General features: G+C 66.6%; 15 protein-coding genes. 7 read left to right on the top strand and 8 right to left on the bottom strand.

Annotated elements, in window-relative coordinates; translation table 11 throughout:
* Positions 1–225: 225 nt before the first annotated feature.
* On the top strand, positions 226–1,368 hold the full coding sequence (locus ACZ5YA_RS17830) for a glycosyltransferase (protein ID WP_464090997.1): 1,143 nt from the start codon (positions 226–228) through the stop codon (positions 1,366–1,368).
* Between the two features lie 26 nt (positions 1,369–1,394).
* Here ACZ5YA_RS17830 and ACZ5YA_RS17825 read toward each other — a convergent pair whose 3' ends face one another.
* Together ACZ5YA_RS17825 and ACZ5YA_RS17820 are read right to left on the bottom strand one after the other, a co-directional pair.
* A complete protein-coding gene (locus ACZ5YA_RS17825) occupies positions 1,395–1,517 on the bottom strand; it encodes a putative transporter small subunit (RefSeq protein ID WP_217278763.1) in 123 nt (40 codons plus the stop codon).
* A gap of 28 nt (positions 1,518–1,545) precedes the next feature.
* Positions 1,546–3,237: a sodium:solute symporter family protein gene (locus ACZ5YA_RS17820; RefSeq protein WP_306635366.1), complete on the bottom strand. Its 1,692-nt coding sequence runs from the start codon at positions 3,235–3,237 to the stop codon at positions 1,546–1,548.
* A 612-nt stretch (positions 3,238–3,849) separates the two neighbouring features.
* On the opposite strand from ACZ5YA_RS17820, the gene ACZ5YA_RS17815 reads away from it, so the two are divergent.
* The gene (locus tag ACZ5YA_RS17815) at positions 3,850–5,052 is read left to right on the top strand and encodes an amidohydrolase family protein (RefSeq protein ID WP_464090996.1); all 1,203 of its coding nucleotides are present in this window, start codon (positions 3,850–3,852) and stop codon (positions 5,050–5,052) included.
* Here the strand turns inward: ACZ5YA_RS17815 and ACZ5YA_RS17810 are convergent.
* Entirely contained in the window at positions 5,036–5,908 is an 873-nt protein-coding gene (locus ACZ5YA_RS17810; protein ID WP_464090995.1) for a LysR family transcriptional regulator, read from the bottom strand. The two genes, ACZ5YA_RS17815 and ACZ5YA_RS17810, sit on opposite strands and share 17 nt — an antisense overlap.
* A 129-nt stretch (positions 5,909–6,037) precedes the next feature.
* Here ACZ5YA_RS17810 and ACZ5YA_RS17805 point away from each other — a divergent pair, with 129 nt between their 5' ends.
* Complete coding sequence (locus ACZ5YA_RS17805; protein WP_464090994.1) at positions 6,038–6,709, top strand: ankyrin repeat domain-containing protein; 672 nt, start codon at positions 6,038–6,040, stop codon at positions 6,707–6,709.
* A 69-nt stretch (positions 6,710–6,778) separates the two neighbouring features.
* Here the strand turns inward: ACZ5YA_RS17805 and prpF are convergent, their stop codons facing one another.
* From prpF to ACZ5YA_RS17785, 4 genes are all read right to left on the bottom strand, one after another.
* Positions 6,779–7,963, bottom strand: coding sequence for a 2-methylaconitate cis-trans isomerase PrpF (prpF, locus tag ACZ5YA_RS17800; RefSeq protein WP_118931573.1), 1,185 nt, complete (start codon positions 7,961–7,963; stop codon positions 6,779–6,781).
* A gap of 62 nt (positions 7,964–8,025) precedes the next feature.
* Entirely contained in the window at positions 8,026–10,635 is a 2,610-nt protein-coding gene (gene acnD / locus ACZ5YA_RS17795; RefSeq protein ID WP_464090993.1) for a Fe/S-dependent 2-methylisocitrate dehydratase AcnD, read from the bottom strand.
* Complete coding sequence (locus tag ACZ5YA_RS17790) at positions 10,632–11,342, bottom strand: GntR family transcriptional regulator (protein ID WP_464090992.1); 711 nt, start codon at positions 11,340–11,342, stop codon at positions 10,632–10,634. The genes acnD and ACZ5YA_RS17790 overlap by 4 nt, the downstream gene beginning before the upstream one ends.
* Before the next feature lie 119 nt (positions 11,343–11,461).
* On the bottom strand, positions 11,462–12,244 hold the full coding sequence (locus ACZ5YA_RS17785; protein ID WP_464090991.1) for an IclR family transcriptional regulator: 783 nt from the start codon (positions 12,242–12,244) through the stop codon (positions 11,462–11,464).
* A gap of 153 nt (positions 12,245–12,397) precedes the next feature.
* Here ACZ5YA_RS17785 and prpB point away from each other — a divergent pair, with 153 nt between their 5' ends.
* Genes prpB through ACZ5YA_RS17765 form a run of 4 tightly spaced genes read left to right on the top strand, consistent with a single transcriptional unit; the run spans position 12,398 to position 15,673 of the window.
* Entirely contained in the window at positions 12,398–13,291 is an 894-nt protein-coding gene (gene prpB, locus ACZ5YA_RS17780; protein WP_280015672.1) for a methylisocitrate lyase, read from the top strand.
* Positions 13,292–13,327: 36 nt separating this feature from the next.
* The gene (locus ACZ5YA_RS17775; protein ID WP_464090990.1) at positions 13,328–14,302 is read left to right on the top strand and encodes a Bug family tripartite tricarboxylate transporter substrate binding protein; all 975 of its coding nucleotides are present in this window, start codon (positions 13,328–13,330) and stop codon (positions 14,300–14,302) included.
* Between the two features lie 53 nt (positions 14,303–14,355).
* Entirely contained in the window at positions 14,356–14,751 is a 396-nt protein-coding gene (locus tag ACZ5YA_RS17770) for a 5-carboxymethyl-2-hydroxymuconate isomerase (protein ID WP_280015656.1), read from the top strand.
* A 34-nt stretch (positions 14,752–14,785) separates the two neighbouring features.
* Positions 14,786–15,673 carry a fumarylacetoacetate hydrolase family protein gene (locus ACZ5YA_RS17765; RefSeq protein WP_464090989.1) on the top strand — a complete coding sequence of 296 codons (888 nt, stop codon included), beginning with the start codon at positions 14,786–14,788 and terminating at the stop codon, positions 15,671–15,673.
* 36 nt (positions 15,674–15,709) lie between these two features.
* Here ACZ5YA_RS17765 and ACZ5YA_RS17760 read toward each other — a convergent pair whose 3' ends face one another.
* Positions 15,710–17,512 (bottom strand): NAD(P)/FAD-dependent oxidoreductase, encoded by a 1,803-nt coding sequence (locus tag ACZ5YA_RS17760; protein ID WP_464090988.1) that lies wholly within the window; start codon positions 17,510–17,512, stop codon positions 15,710–15,712.
* Positions 17,513–17,684 lie beyond the last annotated feature (172 nt).

Genomic DNA, 17,684 nt, shown 5'->3' with positions numbered 1-17,684 from the left:
TGCGTAGAGTTCAGCGGGTCAGCCAAGTTCCCGCTTGGCGGCGCTGAAATGCAAGGAACGATCCGTGAGTGCTCGAAAATCTTTCTCGAAGAGCTTGGCAACGGCCAACGATGAAATTGCCGTTGCCGCGCATTATGCATCCTGCGCGCCAAAATGTGCATGGCGATATGCGCGGATGCCTGCCGGCGGGGCTGGTCCGTCCAGGATCTGAACAGGCGTTCCGCGATGAAGATCCTGTACACCAATTTCCATCGCGGCGACGGCGGCGGGCACACCACGTATGTGCTGTCGCTGGCCCGCGCGCTGCGCGGCGCGCACGATATCGTCGTGGTGGCGCCGCCAGGCAGCCGGTTGTTCAACGCGGCCTTGGCCATGCCAGGCGTGCGGGCCGAAGCGCTGGATTTCCGCGGCGGCCTGCTGGCCGCCCTGCCCAATGCGCGCCGCCTGCGGCGGCTGCTGGTGCAGGAGCGTTTCGACATCGCGCACGTCAACGGCTCTGCCGACCACCGCGTGTGCATGCTGGCGGGCTTGGGTCTGGGAGCGGACAGCCCCGCGGTGGTGTACACGCAGCACAACGACCGGACCGCAAGCAGCTTGGGCACGATGTTGCGCGCCCGGCTGGCGACGGACCGCGTCATCTGCGTGTGCGAGCACACGCGCCGCAAGCTGGCGGGCAGCGCATTCGGGCGCTGCGGCCTGCGCACCGTGCGCAACGGCGTGGACGTGGAGCGGTTCAGGCCGCCCTCGCCGCAAGCGGTGGATGAAGCCCGCCGCCGTTGGCTGCCGGCCGCGCATGTTGGCCGCCTGGTGGTCGGCAGCAATGCAGGCACCGCGGACTACAAGCGTTGGCCGGACATGGTCGAGGCGGTGTCCTTGCTGCCTGCCCAGTTGCGCGCGCGCATCGTCGTCATGATCGCCGGCGAGCCGCCCGGTGAACATCAGCGCCGGCGGGTGCGCGAACTGGGCATGGAGGATCAAGTGATCTTCACAGGCCTGCTGGACGACGTGCGGTCCTTCGTGGCCGCGCTGGACGTGGGCTTTGTGCTGTCCTCGGAGATGGAGACCATCTCGTTCGCGTGCCGGGAGATGATGGCCATGGGCGTGCCGGTCATCGTCAGCAATGCCGGCGGGCTGGCCGAGAACGTGCATGCGGGGCTGGACGGCTGGGTGGTTCCGGCGCGCGCGCCCGAGGCCGTGGCAGGCGTGCTGCGCGAGATCCTGGCGCAACCGCAGCTATTGGGTCCCATGGGGCGCGCGGCGCGGGAGAAAGCCCTGCGGGACTTCGCCCTGTCGCGCTTCGTGGCGGACACGCACGCGGTCTACCTCGAGGCGCGGGCGCAGGCCCAGCGTCCGTTGCGGCTGGCGTGAATGGCAACGGACCCCGGCTCACGGCCTCAGACCATCGCTTTGCCGCTACGCCTGGCCGCGCGGATGTCCTGCCATAGCGTCACGCACAGCAGCGCCAGGATAAGGGCGGAAATGGCCGGCCACACCAGAAAATAGAACGTCAACCACATATCGGTCTCCTTGTTGCGGGATGGATGCTCAGCCTTGGGCTGGCTGGACTTCGGGGCGTTGCACGGCAGGGGCGGACAGGGCGTCCTGCGCTTCCTGGAAGGAAGTCACGCGGTCGGCCAGCAGGCTGAAATCGAAGCGTTGCTGGTTGCGCAAGCTGAGGCCGGCGCAGACCGTGGCGCTGACGCCGTAGGCGGTCAGCGAGCCCATCAGGACGATGTACTCGCGCAAAGTGCCCACGAACAGGGGCAGCATGACCAGCATGCCCAAGGCGCCCACGGCGAGCGCCGCGGAGCGGCCGAAGAACCCGAAGGTCATGAGGCCCAGCACCACGCCGCCGCCGATGGCCGAGCAGATCTCGAAGAACACGGCGACGGCGCCGGTGATGGGCAGCAATTCAAAGCGCACGACGGTGAACAGGACCACGGCGCTGAGCACGGCGCTGACGAAGGCGCGGTTGTCGACGCGGTCCCAATAGAAGCTGGCGATGACGGGGAACACGATGGCGCCCCACAGCGCGCCGACGAACACCAGCATGACCAGGATATCCAGGCGCAGGCTGGCGAAGATCACGCCCACCATCGTGGCGACGATCATGGTGATACGGCCCCACCACAGCATGCGGCGCGGATCGGGGCGGCCGCCAGCCAGGTTCTTGGCGTACACATCGGTCATGACGATGGCCGACAGCGCGGCCAGGTCGGAGTCGGCGGTCGAGGACAGCGAGCCCACCACCAGCAGGAAGAACAGCGCGATGCCGAAGGGCGGCAGATAGGTCGACGCCATCTGCGGGATGATGTTGTTCATGTCGCCGTTGGCGGGTTCCAGGCCGACGAAGAGCGCCAACAGGCCCAGCATGCCCAATCCGATCACGACGGCGCCATATCCCGCCGTGGCCGTCAGGAAGGTGGGCTTGATCAAGTCTTCGCGTACCGCGAACAGGCGCTGCGCGATGGTCTGGTTGCCGATGGCGTAGGCCAGCACGGCCACGAAGTAGGGCGCGCCCTGTTCCAGGATGGCGCGGGTGGAATAGAAGTCCGCCTGGTCGGCGCTCAGCCGCCACATGTTGGCCGACAACACGTCGGGTCCGCCCGCGTTGAAGAAGATGAGCGGGATGATGACGACCGCCGCGATGATCATGGCGGCCAGTTGCGCGAAGTCCGTCATCACCGAGGTGCGGAATCCCGACCACAGCGTGTAGGACAGTACGCCCAGGCCGGCGATGAGCACGCCCTGGATGAAGCTGAGCGGACTCAGGATCGAAACCAGCGCGCCGGCCGCGGTGAAGTTCACCATCAGGCTGATGCAGCTGCCGACGATGTTCGACACCGCCATGATCATCTGGCTGGAGGTGCCGTGGCGCGCGTGTATGACCTCGGCCAGCGTATGGGCCTTGGGCGCCAGCTTGCGGAAGCGCTTGCCGAAGGGATAGATGAAGAGAATCATCAGCGCGCCCCAGAAGCCATAATGCAGCGGGCCGGACAGGCCGTATTTGTAGCCCGAGGTGGCGCTGGCGTAGAACGACGCGGCCCAGATCCAGGTGGCGATCATGCTGGCGGTGGACAGGCCGAAGCCGACCGCATTGTTCGACACCATGTAGCCGTCTACGTTCTCGTTCTTCTGGCTGATCAGCAGCGACATGAGGAAGGTCGCCCCATAGAACCCCACCAGCAACAGGATGGCTGTGGTGGCGGATAGCTGAAAGAATTCTGTCTCTTGCATCGTCTTCGTCCTTTCTCCTTGACAGCGTGTTCATGACGGACAGTCATGGCTGCATGAAGGCCGTTTCCGCGGGATGCGATGGGCGGCAAACCCCTGTGACGCAGCCGAAACACCAGGCGAGCGGCCGTAGGCGCGATCGCATGCCTGCCCGGCGCGGACGTGATTGGACACGCCCTCGGACGGACAGCAATAAGGCACACCGTATAGGTGTCTTGCTGCCGCATAGCGCAGAACGCTGGTTGCTTTTTTACGTTGCCCGATGCGGCGAGCGATGGTCCTGCCTGGTAAGCAGGAGTTTTGTTCCGCAGCCTTTACGGCTGGGTGTGGGTGTTTCGGCGTTACACGCCGGGCCGCTGTGCGCGGCCGTGTGATGGATGCTTCCAGCGATGTGCATCGTCTGGCTGCATGCGTAATGAACTACAACAGGCGCAAAGTATAGGGACATACCCCGCGCTAGTCCAGCATGCGTCCATCAGGTGTGCATGCGCGGGTATCGCGATTCGCATTGACGGGTATCGCAACACTTAATTGGCCGCGGCGCGAGTCCTCCGATAAGGTGTACGCAAGCCCGGGCCATGCGTACGGCATGGCCGCGCAAGACCGAGACGACACATGACTGACCGCGTATACCTCAACGCCGTGGGAGCAGACGGCAATCCCCTATTCATGCACGTGCGCGATGGCCGCATCCTGGCGCTGGGCGCCGAGCCGCCTGCCGCGGGCGCAGCGCAGGTGACCGACCTGCGCGGACACCTGGTGCTGCCGGGCTTTGTCGACGGCCATATCCACCTGGACAAGAGTTTCGTCGGCGACCGCTGGCGGCCGCACCGGCCCGCAACCAGCCTGCGCGAACGGCTGGCCATCGAGAAGCAGGAACTGGCCGCCGCACCGCCCATCGAAGGGCGCGCCGATGCCCTCATCGCGCAAGCCGCGGCATTCGGCACGATGGCGATGCGCTGCCATGTGGACGTGGACGCTACGACCGAACTGGCCAATCTGCATGCCGTCATGACGGCGCGCGAGAAATGGCGCGGCATCGTCGACATCGAACTGGTGGCCTTTCCACAGGCCGGCGTGATGTCCTGTCCAGGCACGCCGCAATGGCTGGAGGCGGCTGTGCGCGAAGGCGCCGAGGTGGTGGGCGGCATCGATCCGTCGACATTGGATGGCGATGCCGAAGGCCAGCTGGATTGCGTTTTCGGCATTGCCGAGCGGCTGGGCGCGAAGATCGATATCCACCTGCACGAGCCGGGCGTACCGGGCGTCGCGCAGATTGCCCGCATCGCCGCGCGGACGCGGGCGCTGGGCCTGGCGGGCCGGGTCGCCATCAGCCACGCCTATGCGCTGGGCGACGTCGACCAAGGGGCGCTGGAGGACGTGGCGGGCAAGCTGGCCGACGCCGGCGTGGCCATCATGACGAACGCGCCGGGCGACCGGGCTTTTCCGCCGGTATTGGCGCTACGCGCGGCGGGCGTGCAGGTATTCACGGGCAACGACAACATCCAGGATTGCTGGTGGCCTTATGGCAATGGCGACATGCTGCAGCGCGCGATGCTGATCGGCTACCGCTCGGGCTTCTACACGGACGACGACCTGTTGACGGCCTTGCACATGGCGTCGCATGCGGGTGCGGCGGTGCTGGGCCTGGACGGCTACGGCCTGCAGGCGGGCAACGAGGCGAACTTCGTGGCGTTGCCCGCGCCAAACGGCGCGGCGGCGGTCGCTGCGGTGCCGGCGCAGCGCTTTCTGTTCCGCAAGGGCGAGCCCGTGGGCGAGGCGGCGCAAGCTTACGCCAGCGTCACGCCGGCGGCGTGACCTGCGCGGCGCGCTGCGTGCAAAAGTCCGTCAGCGCGCGGCGCAGCGCGTGGCTCGCGTCGCTGAGCCGTGAGCGCGCATACAGCGACAAGTGCAGGCCGCGCGGCGCCGGAAATCCTTCTTCTGGCGTGAGCAGCCGGTGTTCGGCGGTGGCACAGGCGGCGGGCAGCAGGCTGATCCCCAGTCCCGCCGCGACGGCAGCGCTCAGGCTGGGGAGGCTGGGGCTGGAGAAGCGCACGTGCCAGGGCTTGCCGCTGGTTTCCAGCATGGCGGTCATTTCCTGACGGTACAGCGCGCCGGACGGAAAGGCCACCAGCGGCACTGCGGTGTCGGGCGCGGGCGGTGGTGCGCCTCGGGCGGTGATCCAGCACAGGGGTTCGGGCCAGTGCGCATCGCAATCGGCGTCCACTTCCCATTGCTTGACCAGCAGCAGGTCCAACTCGCCATCGCGGTAGCGCCGCAGCAGCTGATGGCTGAGGCCGCCTTCTACTTCCACGCGCAGCCGCGGATAGGCCGCTTCCACGGCGGCCAGGGTAGGCATCAGCGTGGCGCCCATGAAATCCTCGGGCGCGCCCACGCGCACCACGGCGCTGGCCTGGGCAGCGGCCACGTTTTCGCGCGCTTCCTCAGCCAGCCGCAGGATGCTGCGGGCATAGCCCAGCAGTCGTTCGCCTTCCTCGGTGGGCAGGACATGGCGCTGCGTGCGGTCCAGCAGGCGGCAGCCCAGGTTCTCTTCCAGCCGGATGACGTGCTGGCTGACGGTGGATTGCGTCAGGTGCAGGTGTTCGCTGGCGCGGGTGAAGTTGCCCGTGTCCACGACGGTAAGAAAGCTGCGCAGCAGAACCGGATCTAGCATTGGGATGTCCACTCGAATCTATCAAGCCAATTAATTTCATAATACTTGGGCCGGCCGCCATACTTGGAATCTCACGAGGCCGCGAGTCGATGCGGCGAGCCTCAGGCTGTTGATCTGGAGGAAATACCAATGTCTATCTTTCGCGCGGTCCGGCTTTGGCTGGCGGCATTCCTGTTGGGCATGGGGGGCGTGGCCGCGGCCGCGGGCCCGGACACCGCGCTGTTGACCGCCGCGGGCAATGGCGACGCGGCCCGCGTCAAGCAGCTGCTGGGGCAGGGCGCTGCCGTGGATACGCGCGATGCGGACGGCAATACGCCGCTGCTGCGCGCGACCCAGGGCAATCATGTCGAAGCGGCGCGCGTCCTGATAGAGGCCGGCGCCAACGTCAACACGCAGAACTCGATCCGCGACAGCGCCTACCTGCTGGCCGGCGCCCGTGGCTATCGCGAGATCCTGGCGCTGACGCTGGCGCATGGCGCCGACCTGAAAAGCACCAATCGCTACGGCGGCACGGCGCTGATTCCCGCCTGCGAGCGCGGCCACGTCGAAGTGGTGGACATGCTGCTGCGCGCCGGCGTGGACGCGGATCATGTGAACAACCTGGGTTGGACCGGCCTGCTGGAAGCCGTGATCCTGGGCGATGGCGGCGCGCGCCATCAGGCCATCGTCAAGCGGCTGATCGAAGCCGGCGCCGACGTCAACCTGGCTGACGGCAAGGGCATTACGCCGCTGCGCCATGCGCGTGAACGCGGACAGACCGAGGTCGTGCGTCTGCTGGAAGCGGCGGGAGCGAAGGGCTGAGGCGCGAGCGCCGCGCAAAAAAACGGGGCTCTTAAGCCCCGTTTTTCATGCCGCCGACCGCCGGCCGGTTTAGAAGCCCTCGCGCGGCACGTGGACGCGGCCTTCCATCAGCACGCGGGCGCTGCGGCTCATGATGGCCTTGGTGACCTTCCATTCGCCGTCGACCAGCTTGGCCTCGGCGCCGACGCGCAAGGTGCCGGACGGATGGCCGAAGCAGACGTTGTCGCGTTCGCCGCCGCCCGCCGCCAGGTTGACCAGCGTGCCAGGCACTGCCGCGGCAGTGGCGATGGCGACGGACGCGGTGCCCATCATGGCGTGGTGCAGCTTGCCCATGGAGAGCGCGCGCACCAGCACGTCGATGTCGCCCGCGCCGATCTTCTTGCCGCTGGAGGACACGTATTCCTTGGGCGCCGCCACGAAGGCGACCTTGGGCGTGTGCTGGCGGCTGGCGGCCTCTTCCAGCGTCTTGATCAGGCCCATGCGCAGCGCGCCGTGGGCGCGGATGGTCTCGAAGCGCGCCAGCGCGGCGGCGTCGCCGTTGATGTCGTCCTGCAGTTCGGTGCCTTTGTAGCCCAGGGCCTCGGCGTCCAGGAAGATCGTGGGGATGCCGGAGTTGATCATGGTGGCTTTGAAGGTGCCGATGCCAGGCACTTCCAGGTCGTCGACCAGCTTGCCGGTGGGGAACATGGAGCCGCCGTCGCCTTCCTCGGCCGGGTCCATGAATTCCAGGCGCAGCTCAGCCGCCGGGAAGGTCACGCCGTCCAGTTCGAAGTCGCCGGTTTCCTGCACCGCGCCGCCCGTCATGGGCACGTGCGCGATGATGGTCTTCTGGATGTTGGCCTGCCAGATGCGCACGACGGCCACGCCGTCCTGCGGCACGCGGGCGGGGTCGACCAGACCGTTGGTGATGGCGAACGGGCCGACGGCCGCGGACAGGTTGCCGCAGTTGCCGCTCCAGTCCACGAAGGGCTGGTCGATGGAGACCTGGCCGAACAGGTAGTCCACGTCGTGGTCCGGGCGCGTGCTCTTGCCGATGATGACGGTTTTGCTGGTGCTGGAAGTGGCCGCGCCCATGCCGTCGATCTGCTTGCCGTAGGGATCGGGGCTGCCGATCACGCGCATGAGCAGCGCGTCGCGCGCGGCGCCGGGCGTGCGCGCGGACTCGGGCAGGTCATCGAGCTTGAAGAACACGCCTTTGCTGGTGCCGCCGCGCATGTAGGTGGCGGCTATCTTGGTCTGGGGTGCATGGGTCATGGGGCAGTCCTGATGATGGGTGTTGGGGCGGGCGCCGCGGCGCCCGCCCGGCCGATGGCGGATCAGCCGGCCTTCTTGTCGGCGCCGGAAGCTTCCAGGAAGTCCTGGGCGAAGCGCTGCAGCACGCCGCCGGCTTCGTAGATCGAGACCTCTTCGGCGGTGTCCAGGCGGCAGGTCACGGGGACTTCGACGGTTTCGCCGTTGCGGCGGTGGATCACTAGCGTCAGGTCGGCGCGCGGCTTGCGCTCGCCGATGACGTCATAGCTTTCGGTGCCGTCCAGCCCCAGCGTCTTGCGGTTCACGCCCGCTTTGAATTCCAGGGGCAGCACGCCCATGCCGATCAGGTTGGTGCGGTGGATGCGCTCGAAGCCCTCGGCCACGATGGCTTCCACGCCGGCCAGGCGCACGCCCTTGGCGGCCCAGTCGCGCGACGAGCCCTGGCCGTAGTCGGCGCCCGCCACGATGAGCAGCGGCTGCTTGCGGTCCATGTAGGTTTCGATGGCTTCCCACATGCGCATGACCTTGCCTTCGGGTTCCACGCGGGCCAGCGAGCCCTGCTTCACCGTGCCGTCCTCGTTCTTCACCATTTCGTTGTAGAGCTTGGGATTGGCGAAGGTGGCGCGCTGCGCGGTGAGGTGGTCGCCGCGATGGGTGGCGTAGGAGTTGAAGTCCTCTTCGGGCAGGCCCATCTTGTGCAGGTATTCGCCGGCGGCGCTGTCCATCAGGATGGCGTTGGACGGCGACAGGTGGTCGGTGGTGATGTTGTCGCCCAGCACGGCCAGCGGCAGCATGCCGCGCAGCGTGCGTTCGCCGGCCAGCGCGCCTTCCCAGTACGGCGGGCGGCGGATGTAGGTGCTCTGTGCGCGCCAGTCATACAGCGGGCTGACGGCGGCCTTGCGGTCGTCCTGGATGCCGAACATGGGAGCGTAGACCTTGCGGAACTGCTCGGGCTTGACCGCCGACTTGACCACGGCGTCGATCTCCTCGTCGCTGGGCCAGATGTCCTTGAGGCGGATCTCGCGGCCGGCGGCGTCCGTACCGAGCACGTCGCGCTCGATGTCAAAGCGGATGGTGCCGGCAATGGCATAGGCCACGACCAGCGGCGGCGAGGCCAGGAAGGCCTGCTTGGCATAGGGATGGATGCGGCCGTCGAAGTTGCGGTTGCCGGACAGCACGGCGGTGGCGTAGAGGTCGCGATCGATGATTTCCTGCTGGATGACGGGATCCAGCGCGCCCGACATGCCGTTGCAAGTGGTACAGGCGAAGGCGACGACGCCGAAGCCCAGCTGTTCCAGTTCCGGGGTCAGGCCGGCTTCGTCCAGGTACAGCGAGACGGCCTTGGATCCGGGCGCCAGCGAGCTCTTGACCCAGGGCTTGCGGGTCAGGCCGGCGCGGTTGGCGTTGCGCGCCAACAGGCCCGCGGCGATGACGTTGCGTGGATTGCTGGTGTTGGTGCAGCTGGTGATGGCGGCGATGATCACGGCGCCGTCGGGCATCTGGCCGGGATTGTTTTCCACCACGCCGGAGATGCCGCGCTCGGCCAGGTCGCTGACCGGCAGGCGGCGGTGCGGATTGGACGGGCCGGCCAGGGTGCGCACCACGCTGGACAGGTCGAAGCGCAGCACGCGCTCGTATTCGGCGTGCTTCAGGCTGTCGGACCACAGGCCCGTGGTCTTGGCGTAGTTCTCGACCAGGGCGATCTGTTCGTCCTCGCGGCCGGTCAGGCGCAGGTAGTCGATGGTCTGCTGGTCAATGGAGAACATCGCGGCCGTGGCGCCGTACTCGGGCGCCATGTTCGAGATGGTGGCGCGATCGCCCAGCGTGAGGCTGGCGGCGCCTGCGCCGTAGAACTCCAGGTAGGCCCCCACGACCTTCTCCTTGCGCAGGAATTCGGTCAGGGTCAGCACGATGTCGGTGGCGGTGATGCCGGGCTGGGCGCGGCCGGTCAGCTCCACGCCGATGATGTCGGGCAGGCGCATCCACGAGGCGCGGCCCAGCATGACGTTCTCGGCTTCCAGGCCGCCCACGCCGATGGCGATCACGCCCAGCGCGTCCACGTGCGGCGTGTGGCTGTCGGTGCCGACCAGCGTGTCGGGGAAGGCCACGCCGTCCTGCGTGTAGATGACGGGCGACATCCGCTCCAGGTTGATCTGGTGCATGATGCCGTTGCCCGGAGGCACGACTTCGATGTTGCGGAAGGCCTGCTTGGTCCAGTCGATGAAATGGAAGCGGTCCTCGTTGCGGCGGTCTTCCACGGCGCGGTTCTTGGCGAAGGCGTCGGGATCGTCGCCGCCGTACTCCACGGCCAGCGAGTGGTCGACGATCAGCTGCACCGGCACTACCGGATTGACCTTGGCGGGGTCGCCGCCCTTGTCGGCGATGGCGTCGCGCAGGCCGGCCAGGTCCACCAGCGCGGTCTGGCCGAGAATGTCATGACAGACCACGCGCGCCGGAAACCACGGGAAATCCAGGTCGCGGCGGCGCTCGATCAGCTGCTTGAGCGCGTCCGTCAGCATGGCCGGATCGCAGCGGCGCACCAGGTTTTCGGCCAGCACGCGCGAGGTGTAGGGCAGGCGGTCGTAGGCCCCGGGCGAAATCGCCTCGACGGCGGCGCGGGTGTCGAAGTAGTCCAGGCGGGTGCCGGGCAGGGGCTTGCGGTAGTTTTGGTTCATGCCTCGGTGCGCTGCAGGTTGCCCTGCGCGATCTGCTGTTCGATGTTGATACGGGATGCGCGGATGTGGCGGCGCATCAGGATTTCAGCCAACTCGCCATCGCCGTCGGCGATGGCGTCCAGAATGCGGTGATGTTCGGCGTAAGCCTGCCGGGGGCGGTTGGGGGTGGTCGAATACTGGATGCGGTACATCCGCGCCAGCTGGTAGAGCTCGTCGCAGAGCATGCGGAACAGCATCTGGTTGCCGCTGCCCTTGACGATGCGGTAGTGGAAATCGTAGTCGCCTTCCTGCTGGTAATAGCCCAGCCCGGCCTGGAAGGCCTCGTCGCGTTCGTGCGCTTCCAGCACGGCGCGCAGCTCGGCGATTTCCGAGGGCGGCATGCGTTCGGCGGCCAGGCGGCAGGCCATGCCTTCCAGTGATTCGCGGATTTCGTAGAGTTCGGACAGTTCCTGCTGCGACAGCGACACCACGCGGGCGCCGGCATGGGGCACGCGCACCAGCAGCTTCTGGCCTTCGAGCCGGTGCAGGGCTTCGCGCAGCGGGCCGCGGCTGACGCCGTGGATGCGGGCCAGCTCGGGCTCGGAAATCTTGCTGCCGGGGGCGATTTCACCCTTGACGATGGCGGACTGGATCTTGCGGAAGATGTGTTCCGCAAGCGTCTCGTTATCGGCGGGGACGGCGCCAGGCAGGGTCAGCACCTTGCTCATTGTGTTGACAATCTGTCCTGAAAATATAAAAAAACAGGGGGGGTTGAAGCGGTTGCTTCATAAGATTGTCAACAATTTACCCGCGCTGGCCGTCAGGCGCAAGCGCGGATGCGGCTTTTTCAGCCGGCGGCCTCAAGCGCCATCGCCTGTTCGGCCTGCAGGCGTTTCTGCACCCATGAGGCTTCGCGCCTGAGCATGGCGACGATGGCGGGGATGCGTTCGGGCGGCATGCGCGCATGGAAGGTCGACAGGCTGAAGGCGGCGAAGGGCGCGCCGTCGCCGTCCAGGATGGGCACGGCCACCGTGCGTACGTCGATGCCGTGGATATCGCGCTGGGCGTAGCCCTGCCGGGCGAATTGCGCCAGTTCTTCGTAATAGCGTTCGTCCGGCGCCTGCTCGAACAGCGCGATGGTCTTGGCATTGGCGTCGAGGATCTCGCGCGCTTCGGCTGGAGGCAGTGCCGACAGCAGCGCCAGGCTGCTGCCGCCCACGCCCAGCGGGCGGCGCACGCCGACGTCCAGCACGAAGGCCTGGGACGGGTGGGTGCCTGAGCGCCGGTCCACGCAGACCATGTCCAGGCCGCTGCGCCGCGAGGCGAACACGGTGTCCTCGCTTTCGGCTGCCAGGCGGCTGACGGACGCCCGGAACAGATCGCTGGTGTCGTAGCGCGCCGCGGCGGTCAGGCCGAACTCGGCGATGACCTGCCCCAGGAAGTAGCGCTTGCTCTCCCGGTCCTGCGCGACCAGGCCTTCGTGCATCAGTCCGGCGAGTATCCGGTGCACCGTGGGCTGGGCCAGGGCGGTGGCTGTGGTGATGTCCGTCAGCCTGGCGCCGGCCCGATTGTGGTGGCTGACGATGCGAAGTATCAGGACCGCTCTTTCCAGGCTTTGCGCGCCAATCATAGGTTCTCCATATAGTGGAATATAAATAGGTATTTATCGGCTTAATTTTTTATTGACACTGCTTTTTTACGGGAATAGTCTGTGATTTCATTGATTTACCCGCTTTAATTAACTCCATAATATGGACTTTATTTGGAAAAGGCAATGAGCAATATGCACAGCACCCCCACTACCCCCGGCGCCCGTTTCCGTGCCGCCTTGCAAGAAGAATCTCCGCTGCAGATCGTCGGCGCGATCAATCCCTACACCGCGATGATGGCCAAGACGTTGGGGTATCGGGCGCTGTACCTGGCCGGCGCCGGGGTTGCCAATTACTCGCACGGGCTGCCGGACCTGGGCATCACCACCTTGAACGATGTGCTGGGCGATCTGCGTCGCGTGACCGACGCCTGCGACCTGCCCGTGCTGGTGGACGTGGATACGGGCTTTGGCGGCGCCTTCACGATTGCGCGGATGATGAAAGGGCTGATCAAGGACGGCGCGGCGGCGCTGCACATGGAAGATCAGGTGCAGCTCAAGCGCTGCGGCCACCGTCCGGGCAAGGAGATCGTCAGCAAGGAGGAAATGCTGGATCGGATCAAGGCGGCGGTGGATGCGCGGACCGATCCGTCGTTCTTCATCATCGCGCGCACCGACGCGCTGGCGATCGAAGGGTTGGACCGGGCCCTGGACCGCGCCGAAGCCTACATGGAGGCCGGGGCCGACATGATCTTCGCCGAAGCCTGCACCACGCTGGACGAGTACCGGGCTTTCGTCACCCGCCTGAACCGCCCGCATTCGGTGTTGGCCAACATCACCGAATTCTCCAAGACGCCGAACTTCACGACGGATCAACTGGCGGACGTGGGTGTGTCGGCCGCCCTGTATCCGCTGTCCGCGGCGCGCGCGATGAATGCCGCGGCCCTGAAGGTCTATGAAGCGATCCGCCATGAGGGCACGCAGAAAGACACGTTGGGCATCATGCAGACGCGCGAAGACCTCTACAAGTTCCTGGACTACCACTCCTACGAAGCGCGCATCGACGCGCTGTTCTCGAAAGCAAAATAAGACGGGCGTCCGACCCGTCCCTGGAGGAGACAGAAAATGATCACAGCAATGCTCAGGCGGTTCGGCCTGGCCGCGCTGCTGGGGGCGGCGGTCGGCGCGCCAGCGGTTGGCGCCGAGCCCGCCTATCCCGCCGGCCCGATCCGGCTGGTGGTCCCGTTCGCCACGGGCGGGGGTACCGACGTCGTGTCGCGGGTGCTGGCCAAGGAGTTGACGGGTTCGCTGGGCAAGACCGTGTTCGTCGACAACAAGCCGGGCGCGAACGGCACCATCGGCACCATGTCCGCGCTGCAGGCCGCGCCAGACGGCTACATGCTGCTGCTGGCCATCGAGGCCACGGTCGCCATCAATCCCGGCCTGTACAAGTACGTCAAGTACCGGCCGGGCGACTTCGAGGCGATCTCGCTGGTGTCCAAGCAGCCTTACCTGATCGTGGCCAATCCTGCGCTCAAGGCCGGTTCGCTCGCCGAGCTGGTCGCGCAGGCCAAGGCCGAGCCCGGCAAGCTGAACTACGCCACCGGCGCCAGCGCCGCCTTCCTGGCGGGCGAGCTGTTCAAGTCCACGGCCGGCGTCGACATCGGCAACGTACCCTACAAGGGCTCGGGCGAAGCGATCACCGACGTGCTGGGCGGCCGTGTGGAGCTGATGGTGGCCAGTCCCGTCTCCGTCATGCCCCAGATCAAGAGCGGCAAGCTCAAGGTGCTGGCGGTCACCAGCGCGCATCGCTACGCGTTGTTGCCGGACGTGCCCACCGTGGCCGAACAGGGATACCCGGGGTTCGACGCCGAGGGCTGGTACGGCCTGGTCGCGCCCAAGGGGACGCCGGCGCACATCGTCGCGATGCTGAACGCCAAGATCGCGGCGGCGATGCAGTCGCCGGAACTGCAAGCCCAGTTCCAGACTGCCGGGGTCGAACCCGCGCAAAGCGGCGCTGCCGAGTTCGCCGACTACATGCAGTCCGAGTCGGCGCGCTGGGCGGGCGTGATCAAACAGGCGGGCATAGAACCGCAATGAGGCGCCGGGGCTCAGGCGCAAGCACATTCAACCTACGAATCAAGGAGACCACCGTGCCGCACGCATGGATCGAATACAGCGCGAACATTCAGCAGGAACCCGAAGTGCAGGCCTTGAAGCAGACCCTGCGCGACGCGATCGTGGAAGCGGGCATCTTTCCGCTGGCGGGCGTGCGCATCCGCGCCGCCGCCATCAACGACTATCTAGTGGCTGACGACGACCCCGAGAACGCCTTCGTGCACGTGGTGCTGCGCGTGGGAGCGGGGCGCGACGAAGCCACCCGCAAGAAGGCGGCCGACGGCATCTTTGCCCGCATCACCGCGGCGCTGGCGCGCCTGAGCGCCGCCGGCCCGCTGGCCATTGCCTTCGAAGTGCAGGAAATGGACGAGCTGCTGAACTACAAGGCCAACAACCTGCACGACTACCTGAAACGCCGCGCCGCCGCGTGACGGTCTGTTCCAACCTTACTTTCATCCTATGACTATGCAATTCGTTTCCTATCTGCGCGATGGGCAGGCCGGTTTCGGCCTCATGTCCGGCAATGGCCAGGGCATCATTGAACTGGGCGCCCGGCTGGCCGAGGCCGATTGCGCGACGCTGCGGCAAGCCATCGAAACCGATCGCCTCGACGCGCTGGCTGAAAAATACGGCGCGCGCGCGGCCGACCTGGACGCCGCCGCCGTGACGCTGCTGTCTCCGGTACCTCAGCCCGACAAGATTCTCTGCGTGGGCGTCAACTACGGCGAACGCAACGCCGAATACAAGGACAACTCCGACGCGCCCAAGTACCCCAGCCTGTTCCTGCGCACGCCGGGCACGGTCGTGGGTCACCGGGTTCCGCTGGTCAAGCCGGCGGTGTCCGAACAGTTCGACTACGAAGGCGAGATCGCCCTGGTCATCGGCAAGGAGGGACGTCACATTCCCGAAGCCAGGGCGCTGGAGCACGTGGCCGGCCTGAGCATCGCCAACGAAGGTTCGGTGCGCGACTGGCTGCGCCACGGCAAGTTCAACGTGACGCAGGGCAAGAACTTCGAGCGCAGCGGCAGCATCGGCCCCTGGATGACGCGGGTCGGTTCGCCCCAGGACCTGCAAGGGCTGACCGTCAGCACCCGCGTCAACGGCGAACTGCGCCAGCAGGACACGACGGACAACATGATGTTCCCGTTCGCGCGCCTGATCCACTACATCTCCACGTTTGCGCGGCTCCTGCCCGGCGACCTGATCCTGACGGGCACGCCGACCGGCGCCGGCGCCCGCTTCGATCCGCCGCGTTATCTCAAGGCAGGCGACGTGGTCCGGGTGGAGGTGTCTGGCGTCGGGGCGCTGGAGAACGAAGTGGTGGACGAGGCCGCGCCCGCCGCGGCGCGCTGAGCATCCAGCACGCCCGGCGGCCGCGCTGCCGGGCGTCTAGCGCTTGTGATGCACCTCTTGCAAGCCGTAGACCTGCACCGGCATGCCGACCTGCCGCGCCTTCAGTTGCAGCGACAGGTACTGCGAGTAGTGCCGCGACTGGTGCAGGTTGCCGCCATGGAACCAGAGCGCTTCCTGCTGCGTGGGTTTCCACATATTGCGCTGTTCGCCCTCCCAGGGGCCGGGGTCCTTGGTGGTGTCCGAGCCCAGGCCCCAGCACTTGCCGACCTTGTCCGCGACCTCGCGGTTGATCAGGTCGGCGGCCCAGCCGTTCATCGAGCCGTAGCCGGTGGCGTAGACCACCAGGTCCGCGGGTAGCGTGACGCCGGACTTCAGCACCACGGCGTCGCGCGTCAGGTGGCTGACGTCGGTGCGCGACTGCAGCTTGACGCTGCCGTCGATGATCAGGTCGCAGGCGCCGACGTCGATGTAGTAGCCGGAGCCGCGCCGCAGATACTTCATGAACAGGCCCGAACCGTCATCGCCCCAATCCAGCATGAAGCCGGCTTCTTCCAGCTTGGCGTAGAACCCGGCGTCGCGTTCGCGCATCTGGTCATAGAGCGGGATCTGGAACTGCGCCATGATCTTGTAGGGCAGCGAGGCGAACGTCAGGTCGGCCTTGCGCGTGGTCATGCCGTTGGCCAGCGCCTGCTCGGAATACAGGCCGCCCAGGCCGATGTCCATCAGCGTGTCGGAACGCACGATGTGGGTGGACGAGCGCTGCACCATGGAGACGTTGGCCCCGCCTTCCCATAGCGCCGCGCAGATGTCGTGCGCGGAGTTGTTGGCGCCGATGACGACCACGTTCTTGCCGCGGTAGGCGTCGGGGCCGGGGTGTTGCGAGGAGTGCTGCTGTTCGCCCTGGAATTCGTCCTGGCCGGGGAAGCTGGGTACATTGGGCTTGCCGGACATGCCGGTGGCCAGCACCAGCTGCTTGGGCCGCAGCACCACGGGCTTGCCCTCGCGCAGTACTGTGACCTCCCATTCCTGTTTCTGCTCGTCGTAGCGCGCCGACTGGCAGACGGTGGAGGTCCAGTAGTTCAGTTCCATGATCTTTGTGTACATCTCCAGCCAGTCGCCGATCTTGTCCTTGGGCGCGAAGACGGGCCAGTTCTCGGGAAAGGGGATGTAGGGCAGGTGGTCGTACCAGACCGGGTCGTGCAGGCACAGGGACTTGTAGCGCTTCCGCCAGCTGTCGCCGGCGCGTGCGTTCTTTTCGATGATGATGGTCGGCACGTCCAGTTGGCGCAGGCGCGCGCCCAGCGCGATGCCGCCCTGGCCGCCGCCGATGATGAGCACGTAGGGCTGGGTCTGGTAGCCGAGTTCGGCGGCTTCCTGCTCGCGCTTTTCCAGCCAGGTCTGGCGAGTGCGGCTGCTGCCGTGCTCGGCGCCCTTGGGGCGGCGCAGGCCGCTGGGTTCCTCATGCCCCTTGAGTTCGGACATGGTGGTCAGCAGGGTCCAGATCTTGCCGTCCTGGACGCGGATGTGACCGTAGCCGCGGGCCCGGTTGGTCTCGATCTCGATCCAGCCTTGCAGCAGGCCGGCGTCTTCCGATACGGCTTCCTTGGGATCCAGGCTGAAGCGCACCGGCTCCACTTGCGGCAGCTGGTGTTGCAGCATGTCGCGGATCTGGCCATGGCCTTCGAGCGTGCGGATGTTCCAGGTGAACAGCACCAGGTCGCGCCAGTAGCAGTCGTCCTGGAACAGCGCCGCGACGCCATCGATGTCCTTGTTACCCAGCGCCGTGTTCAGGCGCGCGAGCACGGCGTCCAGGGCGGCGCCGGCTTGATCGGTCTGCATGTCTAGTCTCCTTGCCCGTGGCGGGCGATCGTTGTCGTGGCGGACCGGGGCATGGTCCGCTGGCGGCCCCAGCCTGTGCCGGCCGGTGGGCGTCGATAACGATCAAGCAATCGGCATGCCAGCCCCGGCGCACAGGAGGACGGGGGCGGGATGCCGTGGCGTCGCGCCACAC

The sequence above is a fragment of the Achromobacter sp. JCM 18799 genome (assembly GCF_055395645.1).
Note: the sequence above shows the minus strand (reverse complement) of the source record. Positions and strands in the feature narration are given on the sequence as shown.

Coding starts and splice junctions, on each gene's coding strand:
- ACZ5YA_RS17775 (WP_464090990.1), top strand. CDS start 13,328: ATGATCACAGCAATGCTCAGGCGGTTCGGCCTGGCCGCGCTGCTGGGG.
- prpB (WP_280015672.1), top strand. CDS start 12,398: ATGCACAGCACCCCCACTACCCCCGGCGCCCGTTTCCGTGCCGCCTTG.
- acnD (WP_464090993.1), bottom strand. CDS start 10,635: ATGAACCAAAACTACCGCAAGCCCCTGCCCGGCACCCGCCTGGACTAC.
- ACZ5YA_RS17790 (WP_464090992.1), bottom strand. CDS start 11,342: ATGAGCAAGGTGCTGACCCTGCCTGGCGCCGTCCCCGCCGATAACGAG.
- ACZ5YA_RS17815 (WP_464090996.1), top strand. CDS start 3,850: ATGACTGACCGCGTATACCTCAACGCCGTGGGAGCAGACGGCAATCCC.
- prpF (WP_118931573.1), bottom strand. CDS start 7,963: ATGACCCATGCACCCCAGACCAAGATAGCCGCCACCTACATGCGCGGC.
- ACZ5YA_RS17810 (WP_464090995.1), bottom strand. CDS start 5,908: ATGCTAGATCCGGTTCTGCTGCGCAGCTTTCTTACCGTCGTGGACACG.
- ACZ5YA_RS17760 (WP_464090988.1), bottom strand. CDS start 17,512: ATGCAGACCGATCAAGCCGGCGCCGCCCTGGACGCCGTGCTCGCGCGC.
- ACZ5YA_RS17820 (WP_306635366.1), bottom strand. CDS start 3,237: ATGCAAGAGACAGAATTCTTTCAGCTATCCGCCACCACAGCCATCCTG.
- ACZ5YA_RS17805 (WP_464090994.1), top strand. CDS start 6,038: ATGTCTATCTTTCGCGCGGTCCGGCTTTGGCTGGCGGCATTCCTGTTG.
- ACZ5YA_RS17785 (WP_464090991.1), bottom strand. CDS start 12,244: ATGATTGGCGCGCAAAGCCTGGAAAGAGCGGTCCTGATACTTCGCATC.
- ACZ5YA_RS17830 (WP_464090997.1), top strand. CDS start 226: ATGAAGATCCTGTACACCAATTTCCATCGCGGCGACGGCGGCGGGCAC.
- ACZ5YA_RS17765 (WP_464090989.1), top strand. CDS start 14,786: ATGCAATTCGTTTCCTATCTGCGCGATGGGCAGGCCGGTTTCGGCCTC.
- ACZ5YA_RS17825 (WP_217278763.1), bottom strand. CDS start 1,517: ATGTGGTTGACGTTCTATTTTCTGGTGTGGCCGGCCATTTCCGCCCTT.